Below are 15271 nucleotides of genomic sequence, written 5' to 3'. Positions count from 1 at the left end.
CGGGCGACCGCCGCCCGGCGGTTTCGGCCCCTCCGCGACGGGGGATCAGCCGTGGACGCCGCGGGCGACGGAGCCCGCCTCCTCCCCGAAAAGGCCGCGGGCCCCGCCCANNGNNACCGACGGGGNCNCGGCGGCGCCGCCCCCGCGGCACCGCCACCCCCCGTCCGCATGGTGGAACGGGGTATCCATCTCCTGGGAAACGTTTCATCATGTGACCTACGCGAGACTTCAGCGGAGGGCCAACGTCGTCCCTTCGGCATCCACACGTGCCACGACGACGACGGGAGAGCCGATGCGCGCCGATGCCTGGTCGCCCATGGACAGTCGCCCCGCTCCGCAGGGGATGTACGACCCCCGCCACGAACACGACGCCTGCGGCGTCGGACTGGTGGCCACCCTCACCGGCGTCCCCAGCCACGAACTGCTCCGGCAGGCGCTGGACGTGCTGCGCAACCTGGAGCACCGCGGCGCCACCGGTTCCGAGCCCGACTCCGGCGACGGCGCGGGCATCCTCATCCAGGTCCCCGACGCGTTCCTGCGCGAGGCCGCCGGGTTCGAACTGCCCGAGGCCGGCGCGTACGCCGTCGGCACCGCCTTCCTCCCCGGGGACGCCGCCGACGAGGCCGTCCCGCGGATCGAGGAGCTCGCCGCCGAGGAGGGCCTGACCGTCCTCGGCTGGCGCGAGGTGCCCGTCACCCCGGAACTCCTCGGCGCCGCCGCCCGCGCCACCATGCCGGCCTTCCGCCAGCTGTTCCTCACCGACGGCACCGGCAGCACCGGCATCGACCTGGACCGCAGGGCCTTCGTGCTGCGCAAGCGCGCCGAACGCGAGCTGGGCGTCTACTTCGCGTCGCTGTCCGCCCGCACCCTGGTCTACAAGGGCATGCTCACCACCGGGCAGCTGGAGCCGTTCTTCCCCGACCTGTCCGACCGCCGCACCGCCAGCGCGCTCGCCCTGGTCCACTCCCGCTTCTCCACCAACACCTTCCCGAGCTGGCCGCTCGCCCACCCGTACCGCTTCGTCGCCCACAACGGGGAGATCAACACCGTCAGGGGCAACCGCAACTGGATGCGCGCCCGCGAGTCCCAGCTCGCCTCCGGCCTCTTCGGCGACGGCGCCCTGGAGCGGATCCTCCCGATCTGCACCCCGGACGCCTCCGACTCCGCCTCCTTCGACGAGGTCCTGGAACTGCTCCACCTCGGCGGCCGCTCCCTGCCCCACGCGGTGCTGATGATGGTCCCCGAGGCGTGGGAGAACCACGACTCCATGGACCCCGACCGGCGCGCCTTCTACCGGTACCACTCCACGATGATGGAGCCCTGGGACGGCCCCGCCTGCATCACCTTCACCGACGGCACCCGCGCCGGCGCCGTCCTGGACCGCAACGGCCTGCGCCCCGGCCGCTACTGGGTCACCGACGACGGCCTGGTCGTCCTCTCCTCCGAGGTCGGCGTCCTCGACGTCGAACCCGGCAGGGTCGTCCGCAAGGGCCGCCTCCAGCCCGGCCGGATGTTCCTCGTCGACACCGCCGAGCACCGCATCGTCGAGGACGACGAGATCAAGGCGGAACTCGCCGCCCGGCACCCGTACCGGGAGTGGCTGGAGGGCGGGATCATCGAACTGGAGGACCTGCCCGAACGCGAGCACGTCGTCCACACCCACGCCTCGGTCACCCGGCGCCAGCAGACCTTCGGCTACACCGAGGAGGAGCTGCGGCTCGTCCTCGCGCCGATGGCCCGCACCGGCGCCGAACCGATCGGCTCCATGGGCACCGACACGCCCATCGCCGCGCTCTCCGACCGGCCGCGCCTGCTGTTCGACTACTTCACCCAGCTGTTCGCGCAGGTCACCAACCCGCCGCTGGACGCCATCCGCGAGGAGCTCGTCACCTCGCTGATCTCCCCGCTCGGCCCGCAGGGCAACCTGCTGGAGCCGACCGCCGCGTCCTGCCGCAGCGTCACCCTGCCCTTCCCGGTCGTCGACAACGACGAACTGGCCAAGCTCGTCCACATCAACGCCGACGGCGACATGCCCGGCATGGCCGCCGTCACCCTCTCCGGCCTGTACCGGGTCTCCGGCGGCGCCGACGCGCTGGCCGCCCGGATCGAGGAGATCCGCGCCGAGGCCGACGCCGCCATCGAGGGCGGCGCCCGCCTGATCGTCCTGTCCGACCGGCACTCCGACACCGAACGCGCGCCGATCCCGTCGCTGCTGCTCACCTCCGCCGTCCACCACCACCTCATCCGCACCAGGCAGCGCACCCGGGTCGGCCTGCTGGTCGAGGCGGGCGACGTCCGCGAGGTCCACCACGTCGCCCTGCTCATCGGCTACGGGGCCGCCGCCGTCAACCCGTACCTGGCCATGGAGTCCGTCGAGGACCTCGTCCGCGCCGGAACGTTCGTCCAGGGCGTCGAGCCCGAGCGGGCCATCCGCAACCTGATCCACGCCCTCGGCAAGGGCGTGCTGAAGGTCATGTCGAAGATGGGCATCTCCACCGTCGCCTCCTACCGGGGCGCCCAGGTCTTCGAGGCGGTCGGCCTGGACCGGGACTTCGTCGCCGCGTACTTCGACGGCACCTCCAGCAGGATCGGCGGCGTCGGCCTCGACGTCGTCGCCGGGGAGGTCGCCGCCCGCCACGCCAAGGCGTACCCGGCCGGCGGCGTCGCACCGGCCCACCGCGCCCTGGAGATCGGCGGCGAGTACCAGTGGCGCCGCGAGGGCGAGCCGCACCTGTTCGACCCCGAGACGGTCTTCCGCCTCCAGCACGCCACGCGCTCCAAGCGGTACGACGTCTTCAAGAAGTACACCGAACGGGTGAACGGGCAGTCCGAGCGGCTGATGACGCTGCGCGGCCTGTTCGGCTTCGCCCCCGACCGCCCCCCCATCCCGATCGAGGAGGTCGAACCGGCCGCCGAGATCGTCAGGCGGTTCTCCACCGGCGCCATGTCGTACGGCTCCATCTCCCGGGAGGCGCACGAGACCCTCGCCGTCGCCATGAACCGGCTGGGCGGCAAGTCCAACACCGGCGAGGGCGGCGAGGACCCCGACCGCCTCCGCGACCCGGCCCGCCGCTCCGCGATCAAGCAGGTCGCCTCCGGCCGCTTCGGCGTCACCAGCGAGTACCTCGTCAACGCCGACGACATCCAGATCAAGATGGCCCAGGGCGCCAAGCCTGGCGAGGGCGGCCAGCTGCCCGGCCACAAGGTGTACCCGTGGATCGCCAGGACCCGCCGCTCCACCCCCGGCGTCGGCCTGATCTCCCCGCCGCCCCACCACGACATCTACTCCATCGAGGACCTGGCGCAGCTCGTCCACGACCTGAAGAACGCCAACCCGGCCGCCCGCATCCACGTGAAGCTGGTGTCCGAGGCCGGCGTCGGCACGGTCGCCGCCGGCGTGTCCAAGGCCCACGCGGACGTCGTCCTCGTCTCCGGACACGACGGCGGAACGGGCGCCTCCCCCCTCACCTCGCTGAAGCACGCGGGCGGCCCCTGGGAACTCGGCCTCGCCGAGACCCAGCAGACCCTGCTGCTCAACGGGTTGCGCGACCGGATCGTCGTCCAGACCGACGGCCAGCTGAAGACCGGCCGCGACGTGGTCGTCGCCGCGCTCCTCGGCGCCGAGGAGTTCGGCTTCGCCACCGCGCCGCTCGTCGTCTCCGGCTGCGTCATGATGCGCGTCTGCCACCTGGACACCTGCCCGGTCGGCATCGCCACCCAGAACCCGGTCCTGCGGGAACGGTTCTCCGGCAAGCCCGAATTCGTCGGGAACTTCTTCGAGTTCATCGCCGAGGAGGTCCGCGAACTCCTCGCCGAACTGGGCTTCCGCACCCTGGAGGAGGCCGTCGGCCGCGCCGAGGTCCTCGACACCGCCCGCGCCGTGGACCACTGGAAGGCCCGCGGCCTGGATCTGGCCCCCCTCTTCCACGTCCCCGACCTGCCCGAGGGCGCCGCCCGCCACCGGACCGCCGACCAGGACCACGGCCTGGAGAAGGCCCTGGACAACCAGCTCATCGAACTGGCCGCCGACGCCCTGGACGCCGCGAGCGCCCAGGACGCCCGCCCGGTCCGCGCCCGGCTGCCCATCCGCAACGTCAACCGCACGGTCGGCACCATGCTCGGTCACGAGGTGACCAGGCGGTTCGGCGGCGCGGGCCTGCCCGACGACACGATCGACCTCACCTTCACCGGCTCCGCCGGCCAGTCGTTCGGCGCGTTCGTACCGCGCGGCGTGACCCTCCGCCTGGAGGGCGACGCCAACGACTACGTCGGCAAGGGCCTGTCCGGCGGCCGGATCGTCGTCCGCCCCGACCGCGCCGCCGACCACCTGGCCGAGTACTCGACCATCGCCGGCAACACCATCGCCTACGGCGCGACCGGCGGCGAGATGTTCCTGCGCGGCCGCACCGGCGAACGCTTCTGCGTCCGCAACTCCGGCGCCCTGGTGGTCTCCGAGGGCGTCGGCGACCACGGCTGCGAGTACATGACCGGCGGCCGCGCCGTCGTCCTCGGCGAGACCGGGCGGAACTTCGCGGCCGGCATGTCCGGCGGTGTCGCGTACGTCCTCGACCTCGACCCGGACGACGTCAACCCCGGCAACCGGCAGGCCGTCGAACCCCTCGACGACACCGACCGGACGTGGCTGCACGACGTGGTGCGCCGCCACCACGAGGAGACCGGCTCCACCGTCGCCGGGAAGCTCCTCGCCGACTGGCCCGCCGCCGCGGACCGCTTCAGCAGGGTCACCCCCACCGCGTACAAGGCCGTGCTCGCCGCCAGGGACGCCGCCGAGCTCGCCGGTCTCTCCGAGACCGAGACCACCGAGAAGATGATGGAGGCGGCGAACCATGGCTGACCCCAAGGGCTTCCTGACCACCGGGCGCGAGACCGCCCCCACCCGCCCCGTGGCCGAGCGCGTCAAGGACTGGAACGAGGTCCACGTCCCCGGCTCCCTGCTGCCGATCGTCGGCAGGCAGGCGTCGCGGTGCATGGACTGCGGCATCCCGTTCTGCCACAACGGCTGCCCCCTCGGAAACCTCATCCCCGAGTGGAACGACTTCGTCCACCGCGGGGACTGGGGTGCCGCCCACGAGCGGCTGCACGCCACCAACAACTTCCCCGAGTTCACCGGGCGGCTGTGCCCCGCCCCCTGCGAGGCGGCGTGCGTCCTCGGCATCGACCAGCCGCCCGTCACCATCAAGAACGTCGAGGTCTCGATCGTCGACAAGGCGTGGGAGTCCGGCAGCGTCACCCCCCGCCCCCCGGAGCGCCTCTCCGGCAGGACCGTCGCCGTCGTCGGCTCCGGCCCGGCCGGCCTCGCCGCCGCCCAGCAGCTCACCCGCGCCGGCCACACGGTCGCCGTGTACGAGCGCGCCGACCGCGTCGGCGGACTGCTCCGGTACGGCATCCCCGAGTTCAAGATGGAGAAGCGGCACATCAACCGGCGCGTCGAGCAGATGCGCGCCGAGGGCACCCGCTTCCGCACCGGCGTCGAGATCGGCCGCGACCTGACCGCCGGCGACCTGCGCAGGCGGTACGACGCCGTCGTCGTCGCGGCCGGCGCCACCACCGCCCGCGACCTGCCCGTCCCCGGCCGCGACCTCAAGGGCGTCCACCAGGCGATGGAGTACCTGCCGCTCGCCAACAAGGTGCAGGAGGGCGACCTCGTCACCCCGCCGATCACCGCCGAGGGCAAGCACGTCGTCGTCATCGGCGGCGGCGACACCGGCGCCGACTGCGTGGGCACCGCCCACCGCCAGGGCGCCCTGTCCGTCACCCAGCTGGAGATCATGCCCAGGCCGGGGGAGGAGCGGGCACCGCACCAGCCGTGGCCGACGTTCCCCCTGCTGTACAAGGTCACCTCGGCCCACGAGGAGGGCGGCGAGCGGATCTACTCCGTCTCCACCACCCGCTTCGAGGGCGACGCGGACGGCAACGTGCAGTGGCTACACCTGGTCGAGGTGGAGTTCACCGGTGGGAGGCCGACGCCCAGGCCCGGCACCGAACGGCGGATCCCCGCCCAGCTCGTCACCCTCGCCATGGGCTTCACCGGCACCGACGTCGCCAACGGCCTGGTCGAGCAGTTCGGCCTGGAACTCGACGAGCGCGGCAACATCGCCCGCGGCGCCGACTTCCAGACCAACGTGCCCGGCGTCTTCGCCGCCGGCGACGCGGGCCGCGGCCAGTCGCTCATCGTGTGGGCCATCGCCGAGGGCCGCTCCGCCGCCCGCGGAGTGGACCGGTACCTGACCGGCGCCAGCGACCTGCCCGCCCCGATCCGCCCGACCGACCGCGCCCTGACCGTCTGACCCGGCCGCACCCCGCGCCCCGCGCCGCGGCGGCGCCCGCCACGTCCGGCACCGGACGCCCGGCGNGCGNCGCCGCGGCCGTTCCCGCCGCGGCGTACCGTGCCGTGGCGTACCGTGCGGTGGGCACGCGGCACACCGCACGGAGTACCGCGCACGGGGGGAGCACGTATGGCCATCGACCTTCGCAAGATCGAGCAGACCGCGCCCGTGCTGGTCGATCTGTACAAGCGCGCGGGTGTCTCCCTGCGCAAACACGGCCTGGAGGGGCAGCGCGCGGCGGTCTACCTGGTCGTCGACCACTCCGGCTCCATGCGCCCCTACTACCGGGACGGCAGCGTCCAGGCCCTGGCGGACCGGGTGCTGGGACTCGCCGCGCACCTCGACGACGACGGGCGCGTCCCGGTCGTCTTCTTCTCCACCGGCGTGGACGCCGTCGCCGACATCGAACTCGCCGGCCACCGGGGACGGATCGGCCGGATCGCGGCGGACCTGGGCCACATGGGCCGGACCAACTACCACACCGCCATGGACGCCGTCATCGACCACCACCTGGACAGCGGCACCACCGCCCCGGCGCTCGTCGTCTTCCAGACCGACGGCGGCCCCGGCAACCGGCCGCTCACGGAGAAGTACGTCTGCAAGGCGGCCCGGCTGCCGATGTTCTGGCAGTTCGTGGGCTTCGGCGACCCGGGCAGCAGCCAGTTCGACTTCCTGCGCCGCCTCGACGAACTGCCCGCACCGCAGCGGCGGCCCGTCGACAACACCGGCTTCTTCCACGCCGGGACCGACCCGCTCCGGGTCCCCGACGACGTCCTGTACGACCGGCTGGTGGGGGAGTTCCCCTCCTGGCTCGCCGCCGCCCGCGCCCGCGGCATCCTCCCGGGGACGGCGCCGGAAGCAGCACCGGCGGCACCGAACGGCAGACCGGTCCCATGAGTTCCCTCGTGAGACACGTGACCGTCGACTGCGCCGGTGCGTACGCACCGGCCTCCTTCCGGTCCGCCGCCCTCGAAACGCCCCTCGCCGACGACGACCGCCCCGGCGCCCCGGAGGCCACCGTGCGGGCGCCGGGGGCCGGCCTGCTGTTCGTGGCCGTCCCGGAGCGCACGACCGTCAAGAACCGGGTGCACCTCGACCTCCAGCCGCGGGACCGCACCCGCGACGAGGAGGTGACCCGGCTCCTCGCCCTCGGCGCGCGGCTCGTCTCCGACCGGCGCCGCCCGGACGGCACGGGGTGGGCGGTCCTCGCCGATCCGGAGGGCAACGAGTTCTGCGTCGAACGCGGCGCCGCCGAACGCGCGGCCTGACCCGGGCGCGGGCGGCGCGCCCGGCCCGCCCCGGCGGACGCGGGCGGCGTGCCCCGGACCGCGCGCCCGGCCGCCGCCACGAGCCCCCGCCCCGGCGGCGCGGCTTCCCGGTGGCGCGGTTTCCCGGGGCGCCGCGGTCGCGCCCGGCCCTACGGCGCCAGACTCCGCAGGACGCAGAACTCGTTGCCCTCCGGATCGGCCATGACCACCCAGCTCCGGCCCGGCCCCTGGCCCACGTCCGCCCTGGTGGCGCCGAGGCCGAGCAGCCTGGCCACCTCGTCCTCGGTGCTGCCGTCGACCGGGCTGACGTCCAGGTGGAGCCGGTTCTTCACGGTCTTGTCCTCGGGCACCCGGAGGAACACCAGGGTCGGCGCCGTCTGGCGGGCCCGGACCTCCTCGACGGCCGGCACGCGGGACCCGATCTCGACCAGGCCCTCCCGCCGGTCGAGCACCCGGAAGTCCAGGACCTCGCACCAGAAGGCCGCGAGCCTCTCCGGATCGCGGCAGTCGACGGCCAACTCGGTGAACCTGCTCGTCATGACTCTCCCTGACCGTACGGACGGTGCCCGGAGCCGGACCGGAACGGGCCGGCACCCCACGGGCGCGGACTCCACCGGCGCGGACTTCACCGGCGCGGACTCCACCGGTGCGGACTCCACCGGTGCGGACCGGCGGGCACCGCCACCGCCGCCCCGGGCACACACATACCCCCGGCCGGCCCGAACCGGACAACGACCGGCCGCCCCGGCCCGGCCGCCCGTACCGCCGTACCCGCACCCGTGCGCTCCCCGGGGGCCGGCCGGTCACACCCCTGCGACACGGGCCGCCCCGGCCGGCGACGCGGACGGCGGTACTCCCGCACGACCGTCACCCGGGGCGGGAGCCGCGGGCCCGCGGCGGAAAACCGGATGCGGGTGCCGCACCGCCGCCCTAGGCTGCGCCCGCCGGGGAGGACCGGGCGCCGTGTCGGCGGCCGACGGATCGGAGACACACGGAACATGACCAGTCGACTGTTCGCCATCTGCTTCGACGCGACCCGGCCCGCCGACCTGGCACGGTTCTGGTCCGGGATCCTGGGCTGGGAGCCGGACGCCGATCCGGACGGCGGCACCGCGCTCCTGCCCCCCGACCCCACCGGGTTCCGCATACGCTTCCTGCCGACCCGGGAGTCCAAGACCGGCCGGAACCGGGCGCACTTCGACCTGACGAGCACCTCCCCGGACGACCAGCGGCGGACGGTGGCCAGGGCACTGGAACTCGGCGGGGAACACTTCGACGTGGGCCAGACCCCGGAGGACGCGCACGTGGTGCTCGCCGATCCGGAGGGCAACGAGTTCTGCGTCATCGAGGCGGGCAACCGGTTCCTCGCCGACACCGGTTCCATCGGGGCGCTGGCCTGCGATGGCACGCAGGAGGTCGGCTACTTCTGGAGCAGGGCGCTGGGGTGGCCGCTGGTCTGGGACCAGGACCAGGAGACCGCGATCCAGTCACCGGACGGCGGTACGAAGATCACCTGGGGCGGCCCCCCGGTGGCGCCGAAGACCGGCCCGAACCGGCTGCGCTTCGAGCTGGTGGTCCCCGCCGGCGACGACATGGGGGCGGAGGTGGACCGCCTGGTCTCGCTCGGCGCGACCCGCGCCGGCACCGGCGAGGACGGCCGGACGCCGATGCTCGACCCGGACGGCAACGAGTTCTCCGTACACCGCTCCCGGTAGCGGGGTTCCGGCCCTGGGCGGCCCGCGCTCTACGAACGCGCGTCGGCGGGGCGTCCGGGACTGGGGAACACGACCATGGCGGGCCGTGCCCCACGGGTCGTCGTGGACGGCGTGGCTCCCCCGGACGCGCCCTCGCCGAGGGTCTCGCCTCCGGCCGAAGCCGCCCCGGCGGCACAGGCAGGGAGGTCCTGGCCGACGCGAACGCTCCCTGTCGACGGCTCACCGGCAGGCCGCTATCTGATGAGCAGGGACGTTCCCTACTCGGCTCGCGGAAGCGGATCCATGACGAAGGTTCCGAGCCCGACCTCCCCGCGCGTCCACCCCTCTTCGCGCAGATGCCGCATGGCCTTCGCCGCGGTGGCGTTCACCACGCCGAACTCTTGGGCGATCGCCAGCGTCGACGGGACGCGGCTCCCCGGCGGGTAGGTGCCGTCCTTGATGCGTCGAATGAGCTCCGCTGCGATCTGTCGCCACAGCGGACGCGAGTGATCAAGCTCCATGGCCTCAGCGTGAATGACCGCAAACATCTGCGCATCCGTGGATAACCGTGGGTATCTGCGGGTAGTGCGTCAGGCAGAGAAAGACCCCGGCGACGCTGCGAACGTCCCGGGGCGCGGTCGATCACCGATGAGGAGCGAAACGACATGAAAAGCCTACTGGAAGCCTTATTGACCCGGCTCCTGCCTCCCCGCGGCCGGCGCCGCGCACAAGCCGCACCAGAACCCACCCCCGCCCGGAGGCTTCTGGTGACCTCCCGGGTCGTGTTCCCCGTGATCGACGCCGGTGCCCTGCCCCTGGTGCGCCCGTACTACGTGGCCCATGAACGGTGGGAAAGGCGGCGCACGCCGGTGGCAATGGTGCAGAACCGCATGCCGGGGGCGGCGGTATGACCGGCAAGGCGCTGATGACCCTCCGCGTCTCCCGTGACGGCGGGAGGACATGGAGCGAGACAGTCGAGATCACCGAGAGGAAGGCCGGACCGCCGCCGCTGTCATCGCAGTGGCCGCCGTGCCGGTGCCGTCGCTGCACCGCCGAGAACGGCCCGGAACACCGGACGGCGGCGCCCCTCACCGCAGAGCCCCACCGCACGGCACGCGTACGCGGGTGAGGGCACGGCATGCGGCGGCCTGACCCGCACGGACCGCCGTTGCCGCGCCGTGCCCGCTGTCGCCCGCCGGGGTGAGAGCACCCGGTTCAGTCGGCGGTCGGCGGTCGGGGCGAGGAGGCGCGGGCATCGGCTGCCGACCCCCGTCCGGGACCACCCTGACCGTCGTCCCCGACCACCCACCGCGATACCGGTTCGCTCCGCCCCCACCTCCACGCCGCCCACCCCGGCCGGGGGCGACTTCCGCGGCGGCGACGACATCCACCCGTTCCAGCGTCGATCTGACACTCCGCCCGGCCCTCGCCTACCCGCCCCGCGGAAGGGCGAGGGCTCGGACAGGCCGCCCGGCCACACACACCACCCCGGCCGTGAGCGGGAAGGAGCACGTCACCGCCGATGCCGCGGCCCGGGGCGCCGGCCGGTTCGCCACCGCCGCCCCGGGCGGGAGGTCATCCCCCGAAGTCCTGACAGCCGTACTCGGCGGTGTGCCCGAAACGGCCGGGCAGCGGGTGCAGCGCGACATGGTCTCCCTCGCGCGCCACTTCCCCGATCAGGGGCGGCACTTCGATGCGGTCCCAGTCGACGGTGACCTCGACCGCATCCCCGAGCTCTCCGGCGAACATGCGGTGGGAGAGGGTCGTGGTCTCGTCCTCCGCATCCTCGTCCGCCTCGAAGTCGTACCCCACCGGCTCCCCGGGCCCGGTGAACGTGATGTCCGGGTGGCCCGCTACCGAAATCGTGAGGAACGGGTGCAGGTCGATCGAGTCGGTCCGTTTCCCCTGCTGGTAGACGTCCAGGGTCAGGCGGGCGCCGTACCAGCAGAGCAGATACAGGTTGATCTCCTCGGCGAGCTCCGCGGCCAGATCGTGCCGCACCTCCTCAAGGCTGCCCCGCACGTAGTGGGTGTCCTTCCTGGCTCCCCCGGGATCGACCCCGAAGGCCAGGTCGTAGAAGCTGCGCACCATCCGGTCACCGGTCATGTGCGGACCCTAACCGCCGGCACCGACAGGCCGGTTGCCCGCCGATCCGCACCTCGGACACCCGAGTGCACCCGAAGCCGAACGGATCGAACGCCGCGGCGGAAAGCGGTGGGCCCGGCTGTACCGGACCGGCCCGGCGAAGCCGAAGCCCCCGATGGTCCTCGTGAAGGAAGCCGCGCTCGACGAGGCCACGGCGGCCCGCCAGACATGCGGCACGCCGGCGACCACCGGCAACCACCCACCGCCGCCTCGCCGGAACCAACCGCGAGACCCAAACCCGGCAGGCGCCCGGAACCCCCGGCCCTGGAAGCCCGACCCGGCGGGCGCCCGGAAGGCTCAGCCCCGCCGCCGCGGCACCGACTCCAGGCGCCGCCGCGCCGCCGCGTCCCGTACGTCCTCCACGGCGGCCAGCGCCACCGCGTACGCCGGCCCGTCCGGGTCCGCCGTCGCCAGCAGCGCCTCCAGCGCCTCCACGGCGCGCCCGTCCCCGCGCGCCGCCAGGCCGCGCGCGGCCTCCGCGACGACGACCGAGTCCGGTTCCCCGCCGTCCAGCCGGGCGGCCAGGGCGCCCCGCACGGTGGGGGAGTCGTCCGGGGAGACCGCCAGGGCCCGCACCGCCGCCGCCCGCACCGCCGCGTCCCCGTCGCGGGCCAGCGCGACCAGCGCGGCCACCCCCTCCCGGTGCCCCGCCGGGAGGAGCCCGGTCACGGCCGCGGCGACCCCGCGCCGCACGCGCACATCCGGGTGGACGGCGTGCCGCAGCACGTCGGGCAGCACCGACGCGTCGCCCTGCGCCCCGAGCGCCCGCACCACCGACAGGACCACCTCCGCCTCCCGCGCCTCCCGGGCCAGCTCCCGCAGCACCGGCACCGCCCGCGCGGCGAACACCCCGGCCCGCCCGCCCGAGGCGGCGAGCCGGGCCAGCACGTCCGCGCCGAACGCCTGCCGCAGCGGGTCCCCGTCCGCGCACCACGCGGCCGCCGCCGCGAACGTCTCCTCGTCCCCGCGCCGCCCCAGCACCTCCGCGGCCCGCGCCCAGTCCTCCCGCGACGGGTCGCCGCAGCGCAGCGCCCGCCCGGCCAACTCGTCGTACGGCGGGCGCTCGCCCAGGGCGGCCTCCAGCAGCGTCGCGATCGCGGCGTGCCCGGTCTGCTGCTCGCGCCCGGCGACCGGCCGCCCGTCCCGCAGGACCTCCACCACGAGCGTCACCCCGCCGCCCTCCGCGACGCGCCGCGTCACGGTCTCGATCCCGTCCCCGTACGCCTCCGCCAGCCCGTCCCGCAGGACGCGCTCCACGTCCCGGCCGAGCCACGCGCGGGCCTCCGCCAGCGCCTCGGCCCGCCCCGGCGCACCGTGCTCCAGCAGCGCCCGCACCACCGGCACCGACCCGCGCCGCGCCGCCGCCACCAGCGGCACCGCCCCGTCCGGCCCCGCGGCCCCCGGGTCGGCGCCGTACTCCAGCAACGCCCGCACCGTGCCGGCGTGCCCCTGGCGCACCGCCCAGGCCAGCGCCGTCCACCCGAACTCCGCGCGCTGGTCCGGCCACGCCCCCGCCGCCAGCAGCGCCCGCACCGCCCCGGTGTGGCCGTGGCACGCCGCACCGCACAGCGGCAGGTCGCCGCCGCCCTCCCCGCTGGCCCGCCCCGGGTCGGCCCCGGCGGCCAGCAGCAGCCGCACGATCCCCGTGCGGCCGCCCACCGCGGCGGTGTACAGGGCGGTGTCGCCCTCCTCGTCGGTGGCCTCGGCGGGCGCGCCCGACCTCAGCAGCCGCACCACGGCGTCGTCGTCACCTCCGTGGACGGCCTCGAACAGATCCTTGTGGACAGGGGCGGGCACCATCGTCATACCCCGACCCTCACCCGCGCGCCGCCCGCCCGCAAACAAACACACCCCCGAACAGACCCCTCACGTGTCGCACTCCAGCACCGTGCGGCACAGCCCGCACCGCGCCCGCACCCGGCCCCGCACCGGCACCCGCACCCGCTGCCGGCACGTCGGACACGGGAACGACACCCACATCCCGAGCTTACTACACCCTCGAAGGCATACCCGGCCCCGGCCGGCGCGGCGGCGTCCGCATCACCCTGCGCGTACCGGCGGCGCTCCCTCGCGTACCGGTGCCGGCCCGCCCACCCCGCCGCCACCAGCGGGGGCCGCCGCTCGTCGTACAGCGCCTCGTCCCGCCCGCACTCGTACGCCGCGTACGCCTGCGGGCTGGTGAACCACGGCGAGGGGTCCTCGCCGAACACCCGCGCCCGCTTGGCCAGCACGTACCCGAACTCCTCCGGAGTGAGGTAGCCCAGCTTCTGGCTGGACACCGCGTCCTCCCGGTAGGCGTCCAGCAGCAGCCACCCCGCGCCCAGGTAGGCGGTGGCGGTGTCGGTGAGGATCTCGTTGTCCCGGACGCCGGGGAACGCCAGGTCCAGGCGGTGCAGTAGCACATGGGTGATCTCGTGGGCGAGAGCCGCGCCGATGTCCCGCCGGTGTGTCCGGAACCGGTCGTTCAGCTCGACGAAGTACTCCGGCCCCGCCGTCAGCTCCACGCTCGCCGCGTGCTCCATCGACCGGAAGCCCACGACCATCCGCGCCCGGGGGAGCCGAAGCTGCCGCACCAGCGCCCCGGCCACCCGGTGCGCCCCCAGGTGCAGGTCGTCGACGTCGGCGAAGGCCACGTCGGCGGGGGCGACACTGCCCGCGTACGCGTACAGCCCCTCGGGCGAGATCCGCCGGTACAGCGCGGTGATCGCCGCCCGCACCGTGGCCAGGTGCGGGAAGCCGTGGACGACGTCGCCCCCGGCCCCGTCCACCCTGTCCTCTGCCACGTCCAGCGCTCCCAAGCGGTGCGATTCCGGCCCTCCTCCCACCGTACGGCGACGACCGCCGGATGGCCGAAAGAGGAGGCTTGCGCCCCGCGCGCGGACCTCCGGATAATCCCGTCTACGCCTTGACGGGCTCATGTCATCAAGACGTGAGGTCCGTGACGCGCAAGCCGCAACCCCCCACGGAAGGCAAGCAGTTGAAGAAGACACTGGTACGCGCCCTCAAGAGGTTCGCCGCCGCCGGCGCCGTCGTCCTCGCCGCCGTCAGCCTCCAGCCCACCTCCGCCTCCGCCGCCCCCGCCCCCGTCGTCGGCGGCACCCGCGCGGCCCAGGGCGAATTCCCCTGGATGGTCCGCCTCTCCATGGGCTGCGGCGGCTCCCTCATCTCCCCCCAGGTCGTCCTCACCGCCGCCCACTGCGTCAGCGGCTCCGGCGACAACACCAGCATCACCGCCACCGCCGGCGTGGTCGACCTCCAGAGCACCTCCGCCATCAAGGTCCGCTCCACCAAGGTCCTCCAGGCCCCCGGCTACAACGGCTCCGGCAAGGACTGGGCACTCATCAAGCTCGCCCAGCCCATCAACCTCCCCACCCTCAACATCGCCACCACCACCACCTACAACACCGGCACCTTCACCGTCGCCGGCTGGGGCGCCAACCGCGAAGGCGGCAGCCAGCAGCGCTACCTCCTCAAGGCCCAGGTGCCCTTCGTCTCCGACGCCACCTGCCAGCAGTCCTACAAGGAACTCATCCCCTCCGAGGAGATGTGCGCCGGCTACGCCAGCGGCGGCACCGACACCTGCCAGGGCGACTCCGGCGGCCCCATGTTCCGCCGCGACGCCAACGGCGCCTGGATCCAGGTCGGCATCGTGAGCTGGGGCTACGGCTGCGCCCGCCCCAACTACCCCGGCGTCTACACCGAGGTCTCCACCTTCGCCTCCGCCATCAAGTCGGCAGCCGCCACCCTGTGACCCCCTGAGCCACCCGACACACCACACCCCCGGCACGAGGCAGGTCCGGCACCACCGCGGACCTGC

The 15271-nt window shown here is 74.2% G+C and carries 10 protein-coding genes and 1 pseudogene; 6 read left to right on the top strand and 5 right to left on the bottom strand.

Features of this window, described 5'->3' with window-relative positions:
* Positions 1-292: 292 nt before the first annotated feature.
* The 4 genes from gltB to MW084_RS06925 all read left to right on the top strand — a co-directional run bounded on the left by gltB (position 293) and on the right by MW084_RS06925 (position 7615).
* On the top strand, positions 293-4855 hold the full coding sequence (gltB, locus tag MW084_RS06940; RefSeq protein WP_039829827.1) for a glutamate synthase large subunit: 4563 nt from the start codon (positions 293-295) through the stop codon (positions 4853-4855).
* Complete coding sequence (locus tag MW084_RS06935) at positions 4848-6308, top strand: glutamate synthase subunit beta (protein WP_010474180.1); 1461 nt, start codon at positions 4848-4850, stop codon at positions 6306-6308. Before gltB ends, MW084_RS06935 begins: the two co-directional genes overlap by 8 nt.
* Before the next feature lie 168 nt (positions 6309-6476).
* Entirely contained in the window at positions 6477-7244 is a 768-nt protein-coding gene (locus MW084_RS06930; protein WP_010474179.1) for a VWA domain-containing protein, read from the top strand.
* A complete protein-coding gene (locus tag MW084_RS06925) occupies positions 7241-7615 on the top strand; it encodes a VOC family protein (protein ID WP_039829826.1) in 375 nt (124 codons plus the stop codon). Before MW084_RS06930 ends, MW084_RS06925 begins: the two co-directional genes overlap by 4 nt.
* Before the next feature lie 149 nt (positions 7616-7764).
* On the opposite strand, the gene MW084_RS06920 is transcribed toward MW084_RS06925, so the two are convergent.
* The gene (locus MW084_RS06920; RefSeq protein ID WP_010475776.1) at positions 7765-8154 is read right to left on the bottom strand and encodes a VOC family protein; all 390 of its coding nucleotides are present in this window, start codon (positions 8152-8154) and stop codon (positions 7765-7767) included.
* Positions 8155-8613: 459 nt separating this feature from the next.
* On the opposite strand from MW084_RS06920, the gene MW084_RS06915 reads away from it, so the two are divergent.
* Positions 8614-9330 (top strand): VOC family protein, encoded by a 717-nt coding sequence (locus tag MW084_RS06915; protein WP_010475775.1) that lies wholly within the window; start codon positions 8614-8616, stop codon positions 9328-9330.
* Between the two features lie 257 nt (positions 9331-9587).
* Here MW084_RS06915 and MW084_RS06910 read toward each other — a convergent pair whose 3' ends face one another.
* The 4 genes and pseudogenes from MW084_RS06910 to MW084_RS06895 all read right to left on the bottom strand — a co-directional run bounded on the left by MW084_RS06910 (position 9588) and on the right by MW084_RS06895 (position 14222).
* Positions 9588-9830 carry a GntR family transcriptional regulator gene (locus tag MW084_RS06910; protein ID WP_029553909.1) on the bottom strand — a complete coding sequence of 81 codons (243 nt, stop codon included), beginning with the start codon at positions 9828-9830 and terminating at the stop codon, positions 9588-9590.
* Positions 9831-10884: 1054 nt separating this feature from the next.
* The gene (locus MW084_RS06905; protein WP_010475773.1) at positions 10885-11415 is read right to left on the bottom strand and encodes a hypothetical protein; all 531 of its coding nucleotides are present in this window, start codon (positions 11413-11415) and stop codon (positions 10885-10887) included.
* 336 nt (positions 11416-11751) lie between these two features.
* Entirely contained in the window at positions 11752-13260 is a 1509-nt protein-coding gene (locus MW084_RS06900; protein WP_010475772.1) for an ankyrin repeat domain-containing protein, read from the bottom strand.
* Between the two features lie 60 nt (positions 13261-13320).
* Positions 13321-14222: pseudogene (locus tag MW084_RS06895) on the bottom strand (hypothetical protein).
* A gap of 209 nt (positions 14223-14431) precedes the next feature.
* On the opposite strand from MW084_RS06895, the gene MW084_RS06890 reads away from it, so the two are divergent.
* Entirely contained in the window at positions 14432-15205 is a 774-nt protein-coding gene (locus MW084_RS06890) for a S1 family peptidase (RefSeq protein ID WP_010475770.1), read from the top strand.
* Positions 15206-15271 lie beyond the last annotated feature (66 nt).

The organism is Streptomyces sudanensis, from assembly GCF_023614315.1.
Classification (GTDB): domain Bacteria; phylum Actinomycetota; class Actinomycetes; order Streptomycetales; family Streptomycetaceae; genus Streptomyces; species Streptomyces sudanensis.
The sequence above is the reverse complement of the archived record's forward strand: the minus strand, read 5'-3'. Positions and strand labels throughout refer to the sequence as shown.